The following is a 22,835-nucleotide window of genomic DNA, read 5'->3' as shown; positions in this document are numbered from 1 at the left end:
TTTATTCCAATGCCAATTTCATTGCTCGTTTTGCCATTTCTGGAGACAAAAGAAAACCATGTCTATAAAATCCATTAATAGAAATACAATTACCATCTTTATGCACAGAAGGGAAGTTATCAGGATAACATGGACGAACACCAACGCCAGATTCAATAATTTCTGCTTCAGCAAAAGCAGGATGTAAAGTATAAGCCGCGTTGAGCAGTTCCATCATTGATCTCACTGAGATTGCACCATCAAAGTCACTTTCAATCATTGTTGCACCAATCATAAAAATATTATCTTGTCGAGGTACAATATAGAGAGGAAACCGTGGATGAAGAAGACGAATTGGACGCAAAATTTTAATATCGGTGCAGCGCACGAGAAGCATTTCGCCGCGCACGCCCCGTATATTTTTATCTTTTCCTAAACGTGCTATTCCTGTTGCATCAATAACAATATCAAAATTTGTTTCAGCCGTCTCTACATCAACAAAACACGCTCCATTGTTGAGAAGCTTTTCTTTTAAAGCCATAAGTGCTTTGCGAGGATCAATATGGGCTTCATTTTCATAAAAGAGCGCACAGTTAAAACGTTCCGCAAGATCTGGTTCAAGATGAGCTATTTCTATATTATCTATGGTTTTGTGATTATGCGTGCGTCCAGAAAACCGTTCAAGCTCTCCTCTATCTCGTGTAGGTGCAACCACTAAAGTGCCTTTTTGTATGACAAGGTTGGGAAGCGTTTTACGCCACCACTGTATAGCTTGTATACCAAGATCTTCAACAATCTGTTCCGCATTTTCTTTCTCACAGTAAGGTGCGAGCATTCCTCCTGCATACCAACTAGCACTTCCTATAGGAGAATGAGGGGGAGCTGATATAGTAACAGAAACACCTTTTTGCTGTAACATAAAGGCAACCGTTAAGCCGCCTACACCTGCACCTTTGATAAGAATGTTCTTCAACTGTTTACTTTCTCTTTTTGAGGAGGAACAATTTCCATATAAAGGTCACCATTTTTCTGATATTTCTCGGCCATGGCGATCATACCTTCCCCTTTTGTTTTTCTTATTGCTGCTGCCTCACGAATATCATGAGAAATACGCATAGAACAGAATTTTGGTCCACACATGGAACAAAAATGTACCAATTTATGGGCTTCTTTAGGCATTGTCTCATCATGAAAGGCACTGGCTGTTTCCGGATCAAGAGAAAGGTTGAATTGATCATGCCATCTAAAATCAAATCGTGCACGCGAAAGAGCATTATCGCGCAATTGTGCTCTAGGCAAACCTTTGGCAAGGTCAGCGGCATGAGCAGCAATTTTATAAGTGATCACACCAGTTTTTACGTCATTCCTATCGGGGAGTCCTAGGTGTTCTTTAGGTGTTACATAACACAACATAGCTGTTCCAAACCATCCAATCATAGCGGCACCAATTGCTGATGTAATATGATCATAACCAGGAGCAATGTCGGTTGTAAGAGGTCCCAAAGTATAAAAAGGCGCCTCGTGACAGAGATCTAATTGTTGCTCCATATTTTCTTTAATTTTGTGCATTGGGACATGCCCAGGACCTTCAATCATAACCTGTACATCTTTTTCCCAAGCAATTTTTGTCAATTCTCCCAAAGTTTTAAGCTCTGCAAATTGGGCTTCATCATTGGCATCGGCAATAGAGCCAGGGCGCAATCCATCCCCCAAGGAAAGAGAGATGTCATACGTGCGTGCAATATCACAAATTTCATCAAAATGTTCATAAAGAAAACTTTCTTTGTGATGATGCAAGCACCATTTTGCCATAATAGAACCACCTCGTGAAACAATACCTGTTACCCGATCAACGGTTAAAGGGATAAAAGGTAATCTTAATCCCGCATGAATGGTAAAATAATCAACACCTTGCTCTGCTTGTTCAATAAGGGTATCACGGAAAATATCCCATGTTAAGTTTTCGGCAATACCCTGTACTTTTTCGAGTGCTTGATAAAGTGGAACAGTCCCAATGGGAACAGGGGCATTTCGAATAATCCACTCACGAATATTATGAATATTTCGACCTGTTGAGAGATCCATAACTGTATCTGCTCCCCAGCGAATGGCCCAAACCATTTTATCAACTTCTTCTTCCATAGATGAAGTCACTGCTGAATTGCCAATATTGGCATTAATTTTAACACGAAAATTACGCCCAATAATCATGGGTTCGCACTCTGGATGATTAATGTTTTGTGGAATAATGGCGCGTCCACAAGCAATTTCATTGCGAACAAATTCGGCAGTATAAATTTCTGGTATTGATCCAGAAAATGTTTCATTTGATGGTACATTCTGCCGTTCTTTTACTGCTAATCCTTCATTTTCTCGTATAGCCACATATTCCATTTCCGCTGTAATAATGCCTGCGCGCGCATAAGCCATTTGTGTAATTGCTTTGCCATTTTTTGCTCGTAAAATGGGACGTTTTTGTTTAAATGTTGGTGTAAGGTTTTTATCAGAAGCCAATCCATTATCTTCAGGTTTTACTAATCGTGCAGGATAAGTTTCAGTATCATCCCGCTTAGAGAGCCAAGGCAAGCTAATTGCTGGCAAGCCTTTTGTAATATCAATGATCATATCTTTATCTGTGTAGGGGCCAGAAGTATCGTAAACGTTTAAAGGTTTCTCACCACTGCCATCAGTCAGTGAAATTTCACGCAATGGTACGCGCACATCAGAAAAGATAGGACTTTGTTGATAAATTTTGCGTGAAGCGGGAAAGGGGCTACAACTAATTGATGGAGTATTTTTCTGCACAAACTTTTTCCTTATAGACACAGAGTTCAAAAATAGGTTACGATGTTAATGGGGATGTATTCAAATTATCAATCACGAGTATTCGGATGAATAGGAATAGTATTGCTTTATAGCAAAGCAAACCCAATAAAGATCAAGAAAATTTATTTTGAAAAATTGATACAATATCTATTCTCATATTTGCATGCCTCCTCCCACTTAAAGTATTTTTGCTAATACGAATATGGTTGGCTTAAATATCTATATTGTCAATCATAAAAATATATTTAAACGATTTTGGTGTGTTTTTTAAGAGTGAAAATAGATATTATGAAGTGATAAACTGTGATATTGAAGCTTTTATAAACAAGAATAAAGTTAAAAACGGATTATCAAGGAAAAAGTAGATAGTTTATAGCTCTGATTGAGATTTTTTCATATTAAAATAATAACTCAGAATACTATAAGATTCTCTCATCATACATCTTTTCATATAAAATCACTTCCTTGCACGTCATAAGTGGGAGCATATGGGGCAAAATACTTGAAGAAAGGAAGCCAAAAGTCATTCATGAACATTCTCAGATGCGAGGACTATCGCAATGTGGGGGCCAACAAAATGTATGATGGGTTCCAGCTTGTATCTTCAAAAGCTTAAAGATGATGATCTGTAATAGCTTATCATTGTATCATTGACGTGCGCTGTCGTAAAATGAACGGAGTATATTTTAAGCAATATTTCTTTAATAAAGTGCGTGATATGCAATATCATTATATTTTGTGTGGGGCATTCTATTTTTCATGAGGGGATGTTCCCATTAAGAGTGCGATAAACAAAAGCGTGAAACAATACCTAATCTTTATTATTAAAAATAATATTGCCTTGAATGTTTTAAAAATCGTAAAGCGGAATTAAAAAATGATGATGAAAATGAACAAAGGCTTTTCATCTTGAAATTTCATCAACACTTTTAAAGAGTTGGAAGAGAGAGGAAAGAAAAAGGATGTATCTCAGCATAAAGTACTACGTAAATTCATTAATTAGTTTGCAATAGAAATGCGCACAAAGCGCTGTGTTTTAGCTTAAGACGAGGCAAAAATTCATTTTCTGAGACATAAAGCTCTTTGTTTTCAAGGTAAAGTTATTCAATAGTCATGTGATATCATGCAACAATATTACAGATAAAAAATCATTAATTATATACAAAAAGCTTTCTAATTATAACGAAGTGCTCTTATTATTATAATAGAACAAGAGAAAAATTGAGTAAATTTTCATCAAAAAAATTTTTAAACACTAAAATAGGTAATAAATAAAACAAACGCAAACAAAGAATTATTATGATAATGATTAACAAAGCCAAAAACTAATTTTGGAATAAGTAGGGAATTATGAGGAGGAGTAACCAAATTCCCACTAATATTGCTATTATTAGCAATGTTACAATTGGTAGCCATATAAAAGCTGCAGCTATACAGGAAAAGATGATTGGTATACTCCAGAGATAGACAAATGTGTTAACAAGAGACTCATAGGTAAATTCGTTAGTAAGTTCTTTATCTACACTATTATAGCATTCTATAATCGCTTTGCATTGTCCCACTAATACCATAAAACTGGTTATGAACATTATGAAAGATATAAAAAACAGTTTATCTTTTAGATCTTGTAAAAAAATCATTTTTAAGTAGTGCACTTATACTAAATAATGAGGTAAACGCCGGAAAGAATAGAGAAGAGCACCAATAATTGCAAGATGTTGTTGAGAATGATTTATTATTCTTGCAAAAAAAATATACATATAATAATATATATAGAGATATGCTAAGTGCGGGAGGGGAGAATTTGATTACGGGGCGTTTAAAAAACAAGGGTATTGTTCATAAAAATTGGGGGAGGGTGCTAGGTTATGTTTTTTAATATTTTCCGGATTGGATACAACCTTCAGATTTGGTGAGGGTGTGTGGTGTTTCTTTAGTATTTCAAAGTATTTCATTTCCAGTTCAATGAAAGTGTGAAGAAATGTCCATATTGAATATATTTTCTATGGTGCATTTAGATTAGACAAAAGCTTGTTCAAAAAAACATTGGTGCTGACCTTGTAATACAATTTCAGGAATAAATTGAATAAAATATAACAAAGCATCTGCATGTGAATAAAAACATAATGAAGCATGCAACGAAGTTGAAGCTAACTTTTAAAATTTTAATACAAGTGATAGCCAAAAGATAGAGTTTTTTTGTTTTAAAATATCGACGCGATAGATTTAAACTATTGAAAAAAAATAAAAAAAGATAATGTTTAAATCAGAAACTTTCTATGTGGATGATAAGTTATTACATTCGATAATGGTTGTATGAAATCCATAATAAGGAAAATTTTGAACAGTATTTATAAATTTTGCAACAAGATGCAAGATTTAAAAAATAATTATATAACAACAGCAAAGCAACAAAACAAGATATTAAGTAACATCAGATGAGGTGTTACATTACACATTAGAAGAGAAAACATTAATACTAATGTTATGAAAAGCATCTGGTGAATTTAGGTTATTAAATTGTAAGGAGTGAAGAGAGGTAAAATGCGTAAATACGGATGGTGCAGTGATTATGATGTACCAATCAACAGCGGCAGCACATTTTAGTGCACAGAACGAGAATTTGTTAAAAAAACTATGAAAATAATGGGGGATTTATAATGTCTAATATTTACGATTGGTCTCTAAAGGCTGATGAAAATGCTTATTCAGATAGTATCATTAATTGGGCAGAAGGTCAGCCGCCTAGTTCTGTTAATGATAGTGCACGGGCGATGATGCAGCGCGTGCGTGAATATCTTGCAGATAATGGTGGATCTATTAATTCAAGCTTTATAGTAAATGTGGAAGATAAAACAACATTAATTACCTTAAAGACAGTTTCGCCTATAAAGAAATACAACAATGATATCGTCATACGTTTTAAAGCTTGTGGTGTAAATATTGGCGCGACAAAAATAACTGTTAATAATATAGGAGAAAAGCTTATCTATAAAGCAACTGATGTGGGGGTTATACCATTAGAAGGTGGAGAACTTCAAACAGATGGCATTTATGAAATGGTATACAATAATGGTGTTTTAATAAAAGAGCATGAGGGGTGGTACTTATTAAATCCTACACCACCAAAGATAGAAAGTTTTCCCTCTGGATTCATTGCAACATTTGCTATGCAAAATGTGCCAAATGGTTGGCTTTTGTGTGATGGTAAGGCCTATAAGCGTGAAGATTATCCGCAGTTATTCAACGCAATAGGTGATAAATGGGGAAAAGACAGCAATAAAACTTTTAAAGTTCCTGATTTTAGAGGCATGTTTTTACGCGGCTTTGATAATGGTCGGGGTTTAGATGGTGGTAGAAAATTTGCAGATGAACAACAAGATAGCATAAAATCGCATACGCATATTGGGAGTATTGAAAATGCAGGCGAGCATGCGCATAATTTTGAGTATCAAGGGGTAGGATGGCCAGTTGGTGATATTGGGAGACTACCGAATCATTATACTTATAATGCGACCCTGAAAGGGAGAACAGGTTCTGCTGGTGCACATACACACAAGGTAACTCTTTCCCATACGGGTGAGGCAGAAACGCGCCCTGTTAATGCAACCGTTGTCTATGCTATAAAATCATGAGTATGTTTGAGTAATAATAATTCATCCACCCTGATAATTTTGTTAACGCAGAGCAATTCCGCGTTATTTTCTAGCGTATGAAGAGGAAATCTATACTGTTAATATGATACTTGAGAGAGTCGAAAAAAACAATTTTTTAAAATGACAGATGACAAAAAAAACTCATATAAAAATAAAAAAATTCTTGAATATTTGCATGTTTTATTTTTCTATGGACTTTAGTTTTTAGATTGAAACCGATAGCTTAGAGATTTAATTTCATAGGAGGATGCCGTTTGAGGGAGTATAAAAGGGATATCTTCTTTAGGTAATTCAGAAACGTTTAAAGAACAATGATAAACATCGCGGAGATTTTGTGTTGTTAAAACGTTAGTTGCATTTCCTTCGCAATAAACCTCTCCTTCCTTGAGCAAAATCATGTTATCTGCATAATGTGCTGCGAGATTGAGGTCATGAAGAACAGCAAGAACGCCGCCACCAGAATGGGCGAAATTTTTGGCAATATCCATAACGATGATTTGATGTTGAATATCGAGGCTAGCAATAGGTTCATCTAATATCATCCAGCGAGGAATTCCATTATGAACAGGTTTCCAGATTTGGCAAAGTACACGGGCAAGTTGTACTCTAGCTTGTTCTCCGCCTGATAATTGGTGATAATATAGGTTGCCATAATCAGCAAGGTCAACGCACTCTAAAGCTTTTTGGATAAGATTTTGCACTTCGGCTTTGGTAATGGTAAATTGGTTTACAGAAAGGCCAAGCCCTACAACTTCATGGACTAAGAATGGAAATACGAGCGTTGTTGATTGTGGTAGTATAGCGCGCATTTTGGCCATTTCATGAGTTTTTGTTTGGCATACATTATAACCATTTAAGGTTATTTTTCCACTGTAAGGAATTTCACCACTCAGAGCTTTGATAAAAGTACTTTTTCCTGATCCATTAGGACCAATAATAATGGTAAAAGCACCACTTTTAGCTTGAAGATTAATGTGTTTAAGAATCTGCTTCTTTCCGCGCTGAACACAAATATTTGTCGCTTCAATCATGAAAAGTCTGTTCCTCGTTTGCATATAAGGATCCATAGAAAGAAAGGTGCACCAAAAAGTGCTGTTACAATTCCAATTGGCAATTCTGCGGGGGCAACAATTAAGCGTGCAAACGTATCAGCAAAAATAAGTAATGCTGCTCCCAAGAGAGCAGAGCAAGGAATGAGATAGCGATGATCAGGACCAATGAGTTGACGTAAAATATGAGGAACAATAATACCAATAAAACCAATACCACCACTGACAGCAACAGCACTACCACACATAAGAGCAACAAGGGGAATAGCAATATTTTTAACGCGTTGAATATGGAAACCAATATGGCCAGCAACAGCTTCTCCAAGAGCAAGGGCATTAAGTGCTCGTGATAAAAAGGGAGAGAAAAGAAGACCAATAACGATGAAAGGGAGAACGAGCCATACTTTCAACCACGTAGCGCCCGCAAGAGAGCCAAGACTCCAAAAAGTGATATCACGGAGTTGTTGGTCATTTGCGATAAAAATCAATGTTCCAACAACTGCACTGCTTAATGCACCAAGAGCAATACCAGCAAGCAGCATGGTTGCAATAGAGGTAAAACTATTATGCGTTGCTATTATGTAGAGAATAATCGTTGATAAAAGTCCACCAAAAAAAGCACCTATGATAACTTTGTAAGGCTCTAGAAAAGGTGCAAATGAAATAGGAAAAGCAATACCGACAACAATTGCTAAGACTGCTCCAAGTCCAGCACCTGCTGATACACCTATAATTCCAGGATCTGCAAGAGGATTACGGAAAAGCCCTTGCATAAGAACACCGGAGACAGCTAAAGCTGCTCCAATCAACAATCCAAAGATAACACGGGGAAGCCTTATGTCGATAAGCACGAGGTAATCACGCGTTTTACTACTTACTGAAAAATCTTGTGTAAGCATTACATGGAGGAGATCAACGAAAGAAACCTTTGCGGCACCATTCAAGAGCCCACCAAAAATACTGAAGATAAGGAATATTATTAAGCTTAATAATAAAATCTTCCCCTGCTTTGAACGGTTTATTTTTTTACCTTCTTTTGCTTCAGGTAAATGCATCATGGATGTACCGTCTACCATTTTTATCAGCTCTTACCGTTTTGATTTGCACCATAAAGTATCTCAATAAGCTCTCTTGATGCGTCTGCAGTGCGTGGACCAAATCCTAAAAAATACATAGCATCCATCTGTTTTATGGCATGATTTTTTGCTGCTGTTGTTGCTTGAACTGCCGGTATGGCTAAAATCTTATCAATGCTGGTTGATCTTGCACCATGTTTTACAAGTAAGATAACATCAGGATCTGATTTCAATAACGCTTCGCCATTGAGAAGTTTATATCCTTTATAATCGGTGATAGCATTGATAGCACCTGAAAGTTTTATCATACTATCAGCTGCAGTACCTGTTCCAGATGCCATGACGCGTCCATTTTGCACAGAGAAAACAAAAAGAACACGCTTTGGTGTTGTTACTTTCGCCAAAAGCGCATCGTTTTCTAAAAAATTACGCTTCAATTTTTCAATTAACGCAGCCGCTTGCACTTCTCGATGAATAGCTTGGCCAACGAGGCGAATCTTTTCGATCACATTTTCACGGGAGTAGTCTTCTGGTATGATCACCAGAGGTATTGATGTTTTTTTGAGAATATCAATTGTTGAAGCGGGACCGCTTCCTTCAACAAGTAATATGCCCTCTGGGGCAAGTGATAAAACACCCTCCGGTGAAAGAGCACGCATATATCCAAGCACAGGAAGCTTGAGCGCTTCTTGTGGGTAGACGCTTGTACTATCACGGGCGACAAGTTGATCTTGGGCTCCCAATGCATAGACAATTTCTGTAAGTGCTCCGCCGATAGAAACAATTCGAGCATTTTCAGGAAAACGGGTTGTAGGTTCAGCAATCACTTGTTTAGAAAAACAGGTAAGAGAGAGCAGTAAACATATAAGGAAAAGGTTTGATAACCTATGCAAAAGAGATATGAACATGTCTGACCTTACCTTATCTTAGTTACTGCTGTTTTCTTGACACGATGGTAAACCATTCAATAAAGAGCGCCAATCGTCACGTTCTTTTTGGCCCTCCTTGCGTACGCCAAAGAATTGAATAATCATCTCATCATCTTTATCGAAAACTTCAAGTGAGTTGACATACCCATCAATTGTAGGTTTGCGAACACGCCATACCTTCTTGATTCCAGAAACGAGTAAATGGAGGTGAAATTTCTGATCGAGAACATTAAGCCAAGGTCCCATTTGCTTAATGTTCTTTACTTGTCCAGTGAAAATTTGGATACATCCTTTATTTCCAACAAAACACATAATTGGTAACTCTTCTCGTACAACTTGTTTGAGCATCATCTCAACAGCTTCTATTTTTAACTCATCGGCAAATTCATTTCCGGCATGTTTTACAGCATTATGTCGATTAATTTTCAGTTCAGAAATAATTCCATGAAGTTGATGCACATCAGTCATCTGTCGCCAACGATCTCGGAACTTTTCAACATCTAACTTTGCCGTATCACATTGTACTGGAGTAGGAGCGGGAGAAATATCAAGTGCGGATGATTGATCGTCATGAAGCAACTTTTCAACAAGTGCAGCCCATTCTTCCATATTTGTTGCGTCTTGAGAATAGAGTTTGAAAATAGCAATGCCATATTGATCAAAAAATTGCAGACTTTTCATAGGTGTTCCGAGAATAGTCACGTCATGCTCGAAACCAAACTTCCACTGTTTTGAAAAAATACGCAAGTCAATTTCACCGAGTGTTATCGGAATATGCTGACTTTGAACAATCTTCTCAAAACATCCTGTTATTTCATGGACAGCATTTTCATTCCGTGTTAATGCCATGACTATTCCAAGTTTAGGAGCATTTTCCAAGAGAGTAGCGACATCAGCGCGTAGTTTTTTTGCTTTTCCAATTGTACAATAAGCCGCAATGAGTTCTGCTTCGGATATACCAATAGAGTCCGCAAAATCGCGGCTACGCATCTCTTTTTTTTCTTCACGCAAGCGAATAATCATTTCGGCTGTGTATGACATAGGCTTATCCTTATGTTACCTGTTTAAAGGTTAATTGTTTAATTTTTCAAATCAAAGAAAGTGAGTTGAACCACTATCAACTAATGGTTCAACTCACCACCAAACAAGCCCTTATTTTATCAACAATAGAACAATAAAAAACAATAAATTACAAAGAGTTAAAGCGCAAACCTCAAAATTTGTTGTTCAAAGAACAATAAGAATAGAAACGCAACAATTTATTCTTTATCGATATAACCTTTTTCATTGATCTAATGGTTAACAAAAGTGACTAAAATTTTTGCACGAACGAAACTTTAAAGTTGCGACCAGGCTGACTATAATAATCCTTCGGCGTTGAGCTTTCACCGGAAGGAAGATCTGATACATTCCAATATTTTTGATTGAACAGATTATAAACACCAGCCCTTATAACAGGACCCTTTTCACCAAAGGGCTTCAACCAACCTGACACATCAATAATATTATAACCTGGAATTTTTTGATAGTCCGATTCCTTAGCAACTTTATCACGTTTGGCAGATGAGGTAAGCACGACGTCTGCTCCCCAGATTTCTTTTGCATATCCGATCCCAGCAATCACTTTTAAAGCTGGAATTGAGTTAAGATATTCATCTTTATCAAGATCCTTTCCTTGCGAATAGGTAAGAGAAAAATTGCTATGGAATCCATCATTAAGAGCCAAATGTATTTTTGCTTCAGCACCATAAATACGCACATTCGCACGATTTGTATAATGGCGACGTCCCAATCGGTATTCCTCTGATGGCCCTATATCCACAGTATCTATGAAGTCCTTGTATTGATTGAAAAAGGCACTGAGTGAACCACCGAAATTTCCATTTCCATACCTTATGCCAACATCATACCCATTGCTCGTTTCTGCTTTTAAATCAGGGTTGCCCTTCGAGTAATAAGCAGGGGGTTTCATATAAGAGACGTAAAGTTCTGCAACACGTGGTGCACGAAAAGCCTGTGCCCATTGAGCATAAAGTGTTACTTGATCACGAACATCCCACTCCATACGTAATTTGGGAGAAAAACGTGAACCATTTCTTTCTGGAGGAAATTTGTCAGAAAGCAGAGCTTTCTCATAAGAAGACGTTTTCTGAGGGATATACTTATACCAATCATAACGAATTCCAGGTGTTATACGGAAATGGTTATCAGCAAAGCCAATTTCATCTTCAAAAACAAAACCCAAATTATAGCCATTTGTATCTGGTGAATCTGACCGATTAGCGGGTACAAAGAGGCACCCCCGTGCATTTTCCGGCAAGTGACAATTATCTTTCCCGAACAAATAATGATGAAACTTAGATGACAAGACGTTAGCGGTAATCTTTAACGTATGATCTACAGTGCCAATATGAATTTTCTTGAGAGCATCAGCATTGAAACCATAATTGGTATTACGCAAAAAATTATCTCTCAAAAAATCCCCTTTGGGCGCCCGAACACGAAATGAAGTCGTAATATCATGACTTGACTGTCTTTGCCAATAAATCTGTCCACGAAACGCATCAAAAATAGCATCTTCATTGCCGTTATAGTCATAAGAAAGAGAAAGGCGTTCACGGAGTTTGTCGCTCTTATCATAAACGGAACCACGGGCATAAGATCTTTCAGAAGCATTCAATAAATGTGTATCAATATTGTGACCAAAACGCTCTGCTGTAAAACCAAGCCGGTGATTGTCATCAAGGTATTGGTGAATTTTAAAGAGCAAATTATTTTGGTCAAAATGAGCAGGGTTTTTACGTGTGCGCTCTTCATAGCCTTCTAGAGTTCCCATATTTTTGCGCTCATGACCTTCCGCATAAGAACCTTGGAAAAGCAAAAACGTTTGTTGAGCACGCATTGCAACAGCTTGATCTACGTGCCAACTATTATCAACAGAATGATAACCACCTCTTATAAGACCACCCCAATTTTTTCCTTCTGTGATAAGATCTTCAGGATCAAGGGTACGCAACGCAACAACTCCTCCTAGTGCACCAGAGCCATAAAGACTAGAATCCGATCCCTGAATAACATCAAGTGTGGAAAGCGCACTAAAGTCAAACATTGTGTTACCACTGTTCTCACGCAATATATCATTGAACCATGGAAGAACAATACCATCCATTGTTGTGAGAACACGGTTTGCTTCTAAACCACGCATGACAAAACTGTTATTGCTTGGGTTATACCCCACGGTTGGATAAAGACGACTAATATCATAGGCATCAGTTATTTGTTTCTCACGAATATCCTTCGCGGTTTTCCGATCTGTCAAAATAGTGACCGAATCCAAGGCCGTTCCTATTTTTTTCTCTTTAATAACAATTGGCTTGAGTTCAGTGATAGAACCTCCATCTTTATTTTGTGCCAAAACAAATGAAGGCATACAGACCGATAATGCACTTAAAATCACACAGCTTCTATAGATATTTTTTCGTCTTATTTGCATAACACATCACAACCCTTTTAAACGTCCCCTCTCTGTTTTGAAATTTTATTTACATACAAAAAAAGCTGGACCCGCTGATTAAAACTTGCCAGCCAAGTAGAAATGATTTTGACAACAACACAAAACCACTAGAAAACCATATTAAACATGACAAAATCAGTCAAGAAAAAAGTTGCAATTTCAAAATAGCCTGTTTTAATGAGATTGGACACCAATACTAAGCTTAAAATAGTGGCAGAAGAAACGATGAATTTTGCAAATACGAAGCAATTATTAACTCTTTGGATTGGTGCATTTATTGGAGCTTTCTTTTTGCATGTATTATTGGGAGCGCAGTTTTATTTTCAAAGTACGGGTGTAAGTAATGGCTTGCTCTCTTCGGAGATTATGCTGACTTTTGTGCAAGAAACTATCTATCCGGATGTTGATACAGACTTGTCAGATATTCATACAGAGTCGGATATTAATACAGAGCCAAAAGTATTACAGTCTGATCTTTTAGAGAAGGAGTCAGAGGAATTGGAATCCGTGGATGAAGTTCAATCGGAAGAACCTCAGCATATGATAGAACAAGATGACTTAAAGTCTTTGGAAGAACCGCTTCCTCAAAAAGTGGAGCATAAAGCGTTTATCAAAAAAACAATACCGATGACAAAGGCTGTAGTAAAGCGCTCTAATGCAAAGGCGGTACGTTCTTCTTCCACCAACAAGGGCGTCGGTACGGCAGGGCTTGAAGATATGTTGTTAATGGAGTGGTTAGCAAAGGTACAGTCACAATTAGAAAGGCAAAAAAATTATATTGTGGGACAGCGTACCAGTCGTGCAAAAGGAACGGTGAAGTTAGAATTTATGGTGCATGAGCAAGGAAGTATTTTTTCTAGTCGTGTGGCAGTCTCTGCTGGTAATCCGGAACTTGATCGATTAGCGATGGCGGCACTTCAACGCGTTGGTTCTTTTCCACCACCACCACTATCAAAAGTGAATAAAATAATCAGAGTATCCCTGATATTTAGCTGATTTTTTATATAGGGCGCTTATTCTTATAATATATTGATTTATAATAATTATTTATAATTTTAACAAAAGTTAAAATATAGTTCGTTCGATTTTTTTGACGTTGTATCAATCAAAACCATTCGCTTACTTATGACACAAGTTGAGGGGGAGCATGGATATAAAACTTCTAAAAAGCAGTGAATATATTTCTTATGAATGCTCTAAATGAAAGGGCTGTTACAACATTGGGAGTTAAGGGATGATAGAGCTATAGCTTTTATTCAGTAAAGGTTAATCGTGTCTCATCGATTTTTATACCATTCGTGAGAGGATTTTCGTAAATACTTTTCAGATACACCGTTGTGAAATGGCCTTAGAAACATTAAAATAAAACAAGAATATAAATAAGAAAAACATACTATTTTGAGATGCTCTGTTTTGTGTGAAGGATGTGAGCTTATATGTAAAAATGGGGGAAAAAGCAAAGCTTTATCTTCATCATTAAAAGATATTGACATATTTAAATTAAAAGATATTGACATATTTAAAAGTCGTAAACCCGAATGAAAAGGGAAGGGGTAGAAGAGAATTGTTTGTCTTTAAAGCTTTCTAACTCAATGAGTCTGTCTTTCTGTTATTAGAGATAATCCAAACGATATACATAATAACGTACTCTTATTTGGTATAGAAATGTTATAAGCAGAACAAAATAGTCTTAAAATATGCTGTTGTACAAGATTTGAATATTGACACTAATAAGCAACAGTAAAAAAATGACCTATTTGTAATCATCTATGATATTGTCGTTTATGTTGAGAAGAAATGAACTATTTGTACAACATGTTGATTTATAATGATAATTTATCATTTTGTGTTTGAAATAAAAGATCTGAATAGCGTAGGGTTTTCTCATTTCGAATTTATTGATACTGAATCAATTAAAATTACTTGCTTATATATATCATAAGCAGGTTGGTATGTGGGTATTATTTAAAAAGGAATAAAAACACTTCTTATGAACACTTTCAAATACTATTTGGGAAGTTAAGGCATATCATTTCCGTCGACCAGAAAGCAGGTCGGTTTTTATATCTATTTTCCCAGTGAGTCTTGCTTTGTAGACACCATAATTTTCCATGACACGCATCACGTAATTACGTGTTTCTGTATAAGGAATACGCTCAATCCAATCAATGACGTTATCGAGAGATTGTCCTCGAGGATCGCCATAACGTTTTATCCATTCATTGACTCGACGGGGACCCGCATTATAGCCAATAAGAGTTAGTATATAGGATCCATTAAAACGTTCCAATTGTTCATTGAGAAAATGGGCACCTAATGTTGCATTATAATGAGCATCACTGCTAAATTTTTTAGGAGACCATGCGATTGAGTATTTTTTTGCCAATGCTTTTGCTGTTGTAGGAAGCAATTGGAGTATACCTTGTGCGCCTGCTTTTGATATGGCTGTTGGATTAAATTCGCTTTCTTGGCGTGCAATGGCATAGATAAGCGATTTTTCTTCTACAGAAATATTAGTAGAAGCTGGTATAGCTCCCAGAGGATGAGAGAGTGCACCGACATTTTTTCCCTGAAAAACAGCCATTTTTCCAATTTTGAGGCTGGTATAATAGTCTCCATTTTTTTCTGCCATAACAGCCAGAAGTGCTAATTCGCCGGGGCTTTCTATTTTTTTTCCGAGCTCTCTATAAAAAATTTTAGCAAAATCAGCATAGCCGGCTGCTTCAAGACGTTGAATTGCTTTGATCGCTTTTCGTGCACTAAAATGTTGTCGCTCAGCGGTTGTTGGTTTGGGAAAGAAAACTTTAAGCTTTTTTTGGTTGAGTCGTGCAGCGGCTAATTGACCATAGTAAGTTGCACCAAAATGAGCTGCGCGATGAAAGTAATGCTGGGCATTTTTATGTTCTTCTAGCGTTTCTGCTGTTCGTCCCATCCAGTAATATCCACGTGATGCAGAAAAAGGTGAAGAAGAGAGTTGAGGAATACGTGAAAAATGCTGCATTGCCAATTTAGGGTTATGAAGAAACCGTAGTGCGTACCATCCTGCATGAAACTCAGCATCGATAGCTAATGCAGATGTTATACCAGTGTGCATTGCAACGAGTTGGTAAGCAATTTTTGGTTTATTTAAATCGAGCATTTCACGAGAAAGGGCGCGTTGTTCTTTCCACAATGAATGAGGGTTCATAAGGCGGAATGCATCTTTTGATGTTTTCATCATGAGTGCTGCGGCTGCATTATATTGCTCTGTTCGTCGAAGATGGCGTATTCGAGCAAACTGAAAAAGAGGATCTTTTTGCCATGATCTCTCTACAGCTTTTAATTTTTGTGTAGCTCTAGGGTCATTTTTTTCAACGGCCACAAAAGCATCAAAAAGAGATTGAGCATGGGCTAATTTTGCAACGCGTGCTGCTGAATCAAAACGATATGCATACAGCATAAATTGCATGCGTTTCAAATGATCAATAGGTTTTAATGCAACGCTTGCATTTTTAAGAACAAATATTTCTTCTTTTGCATTAAGCTGTGTCTTATGCCACCACGGTGCAATAACGTGTTGAGCACGAGTGGTTTGTCCCGTTGCGATAAGTGCTTTAGCGAAGAGAGCCATTCCTTGCGCTGTTTGGGGCGGGTGATGAGAAAATTTTTGGATGATTGCGCGTGAGACGTTGGTTTCGTTAAGAAAAGCACGTTCAGCATTGCGTTGCATCGTTTCTATACCGGGCCATCCTTTTAGCATGTTGATTGCATTAAATATTTCAGAACTTGGTATATTAGCTTTGTTTGATATCCCCAGCGCCCATGTCAAAATATGACGATCAAGGCTATGTTTTTCCATTGAATTACGAAGATTTATTGTTTTTGCAATATTGTTGTTTGCTAGTGCATCTAGCCCAGCTTTCAGTTGCTGAAGTGTAGCAGTATTGTGTGATGTCGTGTGTATCTGTGGAAGAGGCTCTTGAGCTCCTTTTTCGGGAAAGAGAGTAGGGCGCACCAAAGGGATTGGCGCTTTCCCGTGCAAAAGAGGTGTTTGCGCGGATGCACTTGAAAATAAAATTCTTATTGCCAGTATAAGTGCAGTAAAGGTTGATACGAAAAGAGAGGTGGAAAATACACGCATAGAGAAAAGACCTTGAGACCTTGCTTTTTGTAAAAACTTAAGGATTTATAGAACACAAGCATGAAAAACGCGTTAATATAGACGGTTTATTTTAAATAAATGTGCAACATTTAAGGAGGGACATTTTCATCTTATGAGGGCTTTTTTTGAAATTCATCTTGCTTCAATGATAGAGCAAGATTATGCTCTATTTAAAATTTATAAAAGGCGATTATTAAAAAAATAAAAGCGAATATTATAGGGAGTTTATCATGCTCAAGGGAGCTATAACTGCGCTTATTACACCGTTTGATAATAAGGGCGCAATTGATGAGAAGGCGTTTTGTGATTTTATTGAATGGCAGATCACACAAGGGATTAACGGTGTAAGCCCAGTTGGGACAACCGGTGAATCAGCAACGTTAAGTCATGAAGAACATAAGCGGATTATAGAATTGTGTGTTGAGCAGGTCGCAAAGCGTGTTCCTGTTGTTGCTGGAGCGGGATCAAATAGCACAAGTGAGGCTGTAGAGCTTGCACAATACGCGCAAAAAGCTGGTGCAGATGCAGTTTTGGTTGTCACTCCCTATTATAATAGACCAAATCAATCTGGTTTATACAAACATTTTTCTTCCATTGCCAAAGCTGTTTCTATTCCGATTATAATTTATAATATTCCTGGTCGTTCTGTTATCGATATGGCTGTGGAAACGATGAAAGACCTTTATCAAGATTTTAAAAATATCATTGGTGTAAAAGATGCAACGAGCAGAATTGAACGCGTTAGTGAACAACGTGAAAAGTGTGGGAAGGATTTTGTACAGCTTTCCGGTGATGATTGTACAGCGTTAGGTTTTAATGCACATGGAGGTATGGGGTGTATTTCAGTTTCCTCCAATGTTGCTCCAAAGCTGTGTGCAGAGCTTCAAGCTGCTTGTTTTCGTGGTGATTATAAAACAGCACGAGAATTAAATGATCGCTTGATGCCTCTTAATCGTGCTGTGTTTATTGAGCCTAGTCCAGCGGGTATTAAATATGCTGCTGCAAAATTAGGATTTTGTGGTGATACTGTGCGTTCTCCGATTGTTCCATTAACAGAAAGAACAAAGAAGATTATTGATGTAGCCCTCAGTCATGCTGGTATTTTAAAAGCATAAAATGATATTGACAAAGCCATGAATAAAAAAAAGAACGCGCCCGTACGGAAAATAATTGCTGACAATCGTAAAGCACGTTTTAATTTTGAAATCCTTAATAATCTCGAGGCCGGTCTTGTCCTTCAGGGAGCGGAAGTAAAGTCCTTACGTTCTAATCATGCCAATATTGCTGAAAGCTATGCGAGTTTTGAGAATGGGGAATTATGGTTAGTAAACAGCTATATTCCTGAATATACGCAGGCTAATCGTTTTAATCATGAACCGCGACGTTTGCGCAAGTTATTACTTTCAAAACGTGAGATGGCACGTTTTTTTAATGCAACGTCTCGTGAAGGAATGACACTTGTTCCTCTTAAACTTTATTTTAATGAACGAGGGCGTGTTAAGTTGGAGATTGCTCTAGCGCGGGGAAAAAAGCTTCATGATAAGCGCGAAACGGAAAAAAAACGCGATTGGGGACGTGAAAAAGCAAGACTTTTAAAAAGATATGGATGACGGATGCGATTTAGATATCCTTTATTTATAGCGCTGGTTTAAAACAGTTTTAGCATTGATCTAAGTATGTTTTTGCTGCTTGAAAAATTTGGTGAAACATGGCGTCTGTCAAGCGTCCAGTATTTGTATTATAACGAGAACAGTGATAGCTCGAAAAGATGCGTAATCTGCCGATGTTATGAATTTCGCCGTGTCCAAAAGGGTGAGCTAAAACTTTTGCATTAAGGGCACGTATCGTTGAATGGTGCGCAATGGTGCCTAAGGTAATAACGGCTTTAAGTTTGGGAAGATTTGTTAAAAGAGGTGAGAAGAAATAGCGGCACGTGTTAATTTCTGCACCGGTGGGTTTATTTTCTGGGGGAACACAACGAACAGAGTTGACGATTGCTGCATCAATCAGCTCAAGAGTATCGTCTGCTCTTTCTTCAAAGGTTCCTTGGGCAAAACCAAATTTTTTTAAAGTTGAATAAAGTAAGTGCCCAGCATAATCACCAGTGAATGGACGTCCAGTTCGATTTGCTCCGCGTAATCCAGGAGCAAGCCCGACAATAAGAAGGCGCGTTGTGTCTGCTCCTTTATAAGGAAAGAAGGGGCGCACCGGTGCGTTATACCAACTTGGTTCTTTGATACGCCAGTCAGCGATAAACTGATGGAGCCTAGGACATAAATTGCAATTTTGGGGTGGTTCTGGGCAAAGCGATGTTAATTGGCTATTCGTGGTGTTAGGCATCAATCATTTTTTCTATTTTTTTGAGTCTTTGTATAGCGTATATGACGGGTTATGTTTTGATAAACAATCTATAATGAATATAAATAAAGTTTAATATAAACTTATTGCTAATTATTATGTACAGAGAGGTAATCTTTCAGTAATTTATTTGATGAATAAGAGTACAATACACATGATGTTCAAAGAAAAAAAGTTCTCTCTTTAAATAAAGATATTATCATAAAAAGTATGCATAAGGCTGTCGTTATTGCAAAGGATTTTAAACAGCTGGTGTTCCTTTTAAAAGGATGAAGACTCCAGACAAGTATTTTGTCAAGAAAGACCTCCCCTTGTTTGAAGCCAATCTATTGGAATGCTTTTAAGAGCAGCTTTGATAACGAGCATGAATAGGTTATACATTTTTATAAATTTTCCAAGAATTTTCTTAAATAAGTTCTTTAATCAAAAAATATAAAAGTTTGTGTTGTTTTTCTTGTGTTTTATTTTGATTATTGTATATACTCCTCTATCCGCTATTAAATTTTTTTATTTGAGAAAGAGGCATAAATGGCCCGCGTAACGGTAGAAGATTGTATTGATAAAGTTGACAACCGCTTTGAATTGGTACTTTTAGCAGGTCATCGAGCGCGTCAGATTTCACAAGGAGCACAGATTACGGTTGATCGTGATAATGATAAAAATCCAGTTGTTGCTTTGCGTGAAATAGCAGAAGAAACATTGTCGCCTGCTGATTTAAAGGAAGACCTTATTCATTCGCTGCAAAAGCATGTGGAAGTAGATGAGCCAGAAATGGCAAGTGAATTTATTACCCATTCAGGTGAAGCTGAAAGTGTTTTTAATACGTCGTCGCAAGAAGAAGGTACTTCATTTGATCATATGTCAGAGGAAGAGCTTTTAGCGGGTATTGAAGGTTTGGTCGTTCCAGAAAAAAGTGACGATTATTAATTGCGGCATTTTATATTACAGGAGTAAAGATATTATATTACAGGAGTAAAGATACCTTGTCTGTAAGGAGCAGTTATTTTTCTTGTTTTTTATTGATAAGACGTGTTCAATAAGGATTAGGGGTGTGAAAAGATAAAGGATATGCTCGTATGATGCGTCAGTGTGAGCTTGTTGGACGTGTTCAACGTTACAAGTCTGACGTAGATGAGGCTCTTTTAAACAGGGCCTATGATTATGCAATGAGAAAGCATGCACATCAAAAGCGTGCTTCAGGTGATCTTTATTTTTCTCATCCTTTAGAAGTTGCTGCTATTTTGACAGATATGCGGTTGGATGAGGCGACGATTGCTGTTGCTCTTTTGCATGATACAATTGAAGATACAAGCGCTACACGAGCAGAAATTGATCAGCTTTTTGGTTCTGAAATTGGGAAGTTGGTTGAAGGACTTACAAAGCTTAATAAGCTTGATCTTGTATCAAAGAAAGCCGTACAGGCAGAAAATCTTCGTAAGCTTCTTATTGCCATCTCTGATGATGTTCGTGTTCTTTTAGTCAAACTTGCTGATCGTCTTCATAATATGCGCACCCTTGGTGTTATGCGTGATGATAAACGTCGGCGAATTGCTGAGGAGACGATGGATATTTATGCGCCGCTTGCTGGTCGTATGGGTATGCAAGATATGCGCGAGGAATTAGAGGATCTTTCTTTCTTTTATTTAAATCCAGAAGGTTATCGTACGATTACCAATCGTCTTTCTGAGTTATCAAAACGCAATCGTGATTTGCTTTCCACAATTGAAAACGAGTTGACAAAACTTTTTTTCGAGCATGGCATTAAAGCGAATGTTAAAAGCCGTCAGAAAAAATCGTATTCCGTCTTTCGCAAAATGGAAAGCAAGGCGCTTTCTTTTGAACAATTATCCGATATTTTTGGATTTCGTGTGATTGTTGAAACAGTGCATGATTGTTATCGCGCTCTTGGTGTCATTCATACGACGTGGCCAATGGTTCCTGGTCGTTTTAAAGATTATATTTCTATACCAAAGCAGAATGATTATCGTTCCATTCATACAACGATTGTGGGACCATCGCGACAACGTGTTGAATTGCAGATTAGAACTGCTGCTATGGATGAAATTGCTGAATATGGCGTTGCGGCACATTCCATTTATAAAGAGCAAGGTTCTAATTATTCGGCTTCGAGGTTATCAAATGAAACAAATGCGTATGCATGGTTGCGTCAAACGATTCAATCTTTGTCAGATGGAGATAATCCGGAAGAATTTTTAGAACACACAAAGCTTGAGCTTTTTCAAGACCAAGTTTTTTGTTTTACGCCGAAAGGTCGATTAATTGCTTTTCCTAAAGGAGCTACGCCTATTGATTTTGCTTATGCCGTCCATACAGACATCGGTGATTCTTGTGTGGGTGTAAAAATCAATGGTCGTATTATGCCTTTAATGACCAAATTAAAAAATGGTGATGAGGTTGATATTATTCGTTCACACGCTCAAATTCCGCCAGCTGCATGGGAATTTCTTGTTGTCACAGGTAAAGCACGTTCAGCTATTCGACGAGCAAGTCGTGCCGCGGTACGTAAACAATATTCGGGTTTAGGATATCGTATTCTCGAGCGTTCATTTGAATATATGGGAAAACAATTTTCAAAAGACGTTTTGAAGAAAGTTTTGCCACGTTTAGCACGTAAAGATGTAGAGGATGTATTGGCTGCTGTTGGGCGTGGAGAGCTGTTTTCCGCTGATGTGATTAAAGCGGTTTATCCTGATTATCAAGATCACCGTGTGGTACAAAAGTCATCTTTTAAGCCTGGGGAAGAAGGTTGGTTTAATATTGAGAATGCTCAAGGTATGATTTTTAAAGTTCCAGAAAATGAAAAAAATGCAATGGTCGAGAATCATCAATCTAAAGCATTGCCTATTAGAGGAACCCGTGGAGATATACCCGTACGTTTTTCACCGGAAGGAGCAGTACCTGGAGATCGGATTGTTGGTATTATGCAGCCCGGAGCTGGGATCGTTATTTATCCAATACAGTCTTCAGCTTTGATGGCATATGATGATCAGCCAGAACGATGGATTGATGTCCGCTGGGATATTGATGCCCAAATGAATGAACGTTTTCCTGCACGGATAAATATTTTGGTTGTAAATAGTCCTGGCTCTTTGGCTGAAATTACACAAATAATTTCTGCTAACGATGCCAATATCCAAAATTTATCTTTTATCCGTACAGCACCGGATTTTACAGAAATTATGATTGATTTGGAAGTGTGGGATTTAAAACATTTGAATCGTATTTTTTCTCAGTTAAAAGAGGCAGGTTCAGTAAGTACAGTACGGCGAGTTCATGGATAAAAAGA

16 protein-coding genes are annotated in these 22,835 nt (G+C 37.4%); 7 read left to right on the top strand and 9 right to left on the bottom strand.

Translation table 11 applies throughout. The features are described from left to right. Position 1: 1 nt before the first annotated feature. Both ACFIJ9_RS02755 and thiC read right to left on the bottom strand, forming a co-directional pair. Positions 2-952 carry an FAD-dependent oxidoreductase gene (locus ACFIJ9_RS02755; RefSeq protein WP_375635700.1) on the bottom strand — a complete coding sequence of 317 codons (951 nt, stop codon included), beginning with the start codon at positions 950-952 and terminating at the stop codon, positions 2-4. Continuing rightward, complete coding sequence (gene thiC / locus ACFIJ9_RS02750) at positions 949-2,784, bottom strand: phosphomethylpyrimidine synthase ThiC (protein ID WP_375635699.1); 1,836 nt, start codon at positions 2,782-2,784, stop codon at positions 949-951. Before thiC ends, ACFIJ9_RS02755 begins: the two co-directional genes overlap by 4 nt. Before the next feature lie 1,729 nt (positions 2,785-4,513). On the opposite strand from thiC, the gene ACFIJ9_RS02745 reads away from it, so the two are divergent. Together ACFIJ9_RS02745 and ACFIJ9_RS02740 are read left to right on the top strand one after the other, a co-directional pair. Then, on the top strand, positions 4,514-4,684 hold the full coding sequence (locus ACFIJ9_RS02745) for a hypothetical protein (RefSeq protein ID WP_155914971.1): 171 nt from the start codon (positions 4,514-4,516) through the stop codon (positions 4,682-4,684). Between the two features lie 781 nt (positions 4,685-5,465). Further along, positions 5,466-6,440, top strand: a complete 975-nt coding sequence (locus tag ACFIJ9_RS02740) for a phage tail protein (protein WP_375635698.1) — start codon at positions 5,466-5,468, stop codon at positions 6,438-6,440. 218 nt (positions 6,441-6,658) lie between these two features. On the opposite strand, the gene ACFIJ9_RS02735 is transcribed toward ACFIJ9_RS02740, so the two are convergent. The 5 genes from ACFIJ9_RS02735 to ACFIJ9_RS02715 form a co-directional block, all read right to left on the bottom strand. Further along, positions 6,659-7,492 (bottom strand): heme ABC transporter ATP-binding protein, encoded by an 834-nt coding sequence (locus ACFIJ9_RS02735; protein ID WP_375635697.1) that lies wholly within the window; start codon positions 7,490-7,492, stop codon positions 6,659-6,661. Continuing rightward, entirely contained in the window at positions 7,489-8,586 is a 1,098-nt protein-coding gene (locus ACFIJ9_RS02730) for an iron ABC transporter permease (protein ID WP_273788425.1), read from the bottom strand. Before ACFIJ9_RS02730 ends, ACFIJ9_RS02735 begins: the two co-directional genes overlap by 4 nt. A gap of 5 nt (positions 8,587-8,591) precedes the next feature. Then, complete coding sequence (locus tag ACFIJ9_RS02725) at positions 8,592-9,494, bottom strand: hemin ABC transporter substrate-binding protein (RefSeq protein WP_273788426.1); 903 nt, start codon at positions 9,492-9,494, stop codon at positions 8,592-8,594. 18 nt (positions 9,495-9,512) lie between these two features. Further along, entirely contained in the window at positions 9,513-10,556 is a 1,044-nt protein-coding gene (locus ACFIJ9_RS02720) for a hemin-degrading factor (RefSeq protein WP_375635696.1), read from the bottom strand. Positions 10,557-10,827: 271 nt separating this feature from the next. After that, positions 10,828-13,008 (bottom strand): TonB-dependent hemoglobin/transferrin/lactoferrin family receptor, encoded by a 2,181-nt coding sequence (locus ACFIJ9_RS02715; RefSeq protein ID WP_375635695.1) that lies wholly within the window; start codon positions 13,006-13,008, stop codon positions 10,828-10,830. Positions 13,009-13,254: 246 nt separating this feature from the next. On the opposite strand from ACFIJ9_RS02715, the gene ACFIJ9_RS02710 reads away from it, so the two are divergent. Next, on the top strand, positions 13,255-14,025 hold the full coding sequence (locus ACFIJ9_RS02710; protein ID WP_375635835.1) for an energy transducer TonB: 771 nt from the start codon (positions 13,255-13,257) through the stop codon (positions 14,023-14,025). A 1,033-nt stretch (positions 14,026-15,058) separates the two neighbouring features. Here ACFIJ9_RS02710 and ACFIJ9_RS02705 read toward each other — a convergent pair. Continuing rightward, entirely contained in the window at positions 15,059-17,149 is a 2,091-nt protein-coding gene (locus tag ACFIJ9_RS02705; protein WP_375635694.1) for a lytic transglycosylase domain-containing protein, read from the bottom strand. Positions 17,150-17,400: 251 nt separating this feature from the next. Here ACFIJ9_RS02705 and dapA point away from each other — a divergent pair, with 251 nt between their 5' ends. Together dapA and smpB are read left to right on the top strand one after the other, a co-directional pair. Then, a complete protein-coding gene (gene dapA, locus ACFIJ9_RS02700) occupies positions 17,401-18,285 on the top strand; it encodes a 4-hydroxy-tetrahydrodipicolinate synthase (RefSeq protein ID WP_375635693.1) in 885 nt (294 codons plus the stop codon). Between the two features lie 18 nt (positions 18,286-18,303). After that, entirely contained in the window at positions 18,304-18,780 is a 477-nt protein-coding gene (gene smpB / locus ACFIJ9_RS02695) for an SsrA-binding protein SmpB (RefSeq protein ID WP_012231306.1), read from the top strand. 49 nt (positions 18,781-18,829) lie between these two features. On the opposite strand, the gene ACFIJ9_RS02690 is transcribed toward smpB, so the two are convergent. After that, positions 18,830-19,510 (bottom strand): uracil-DNA glycosylase, encoded by a 681-nt coding sequence (locus ACFIJ9_RS02690; RefSeq protein WP_375635834.1) that lies wholly within the window; start codon positions 19,508-19,510, stop codon positions 18,830-18,832. Between the two features lie 546 nt (positions 19,511-20,056). Between ACFIJ9_RS02690 and rpoZ the strand changes: the two genes are divergently transcribed. Continuing rightward, complete coding sequence (gene rpoZ, locus ACFIJ9_RS02685; protein ID WP_273791104.1) at positions 20,057-20,455, top strand: DNA-directed RNA polymerase subunit omega; 399 nt, start codon at positions 20,057-20,059, stop codon at positions 20,453-20,455. Positions 20,456-20,604: 149 nt separating this feature from the next. Then, positions 20,605-22,830, top strand: coding sequence for a RelA/SpoT family protein (locus tag ACFIJ9_RS02680; RefSeq protein ID WP_375635692.1), 2,226 nt, complete (start codon positions 20,605-20,607; stop codon positions 22,828-22,830). Positions 22,831-22,835: the final 5 nt, after the last annotated feature.

It is taken from the genome of Bartonella sp. MR90HLJMH, assembly GCF_042194115.1.
GTDB classification, from domain to species: domain Bacteria; phylum Pseudomonadota; class Alphaproteobacteria; order Rhizobiales; family Rhizobiaceae; genus Bartonella; species Bartonella grahamii.
The sequence above is the reverse complement of the archived record's forward strand: the minus strand, read 5'-3'. Positions and strand labels throughout refer to the sequence as shown.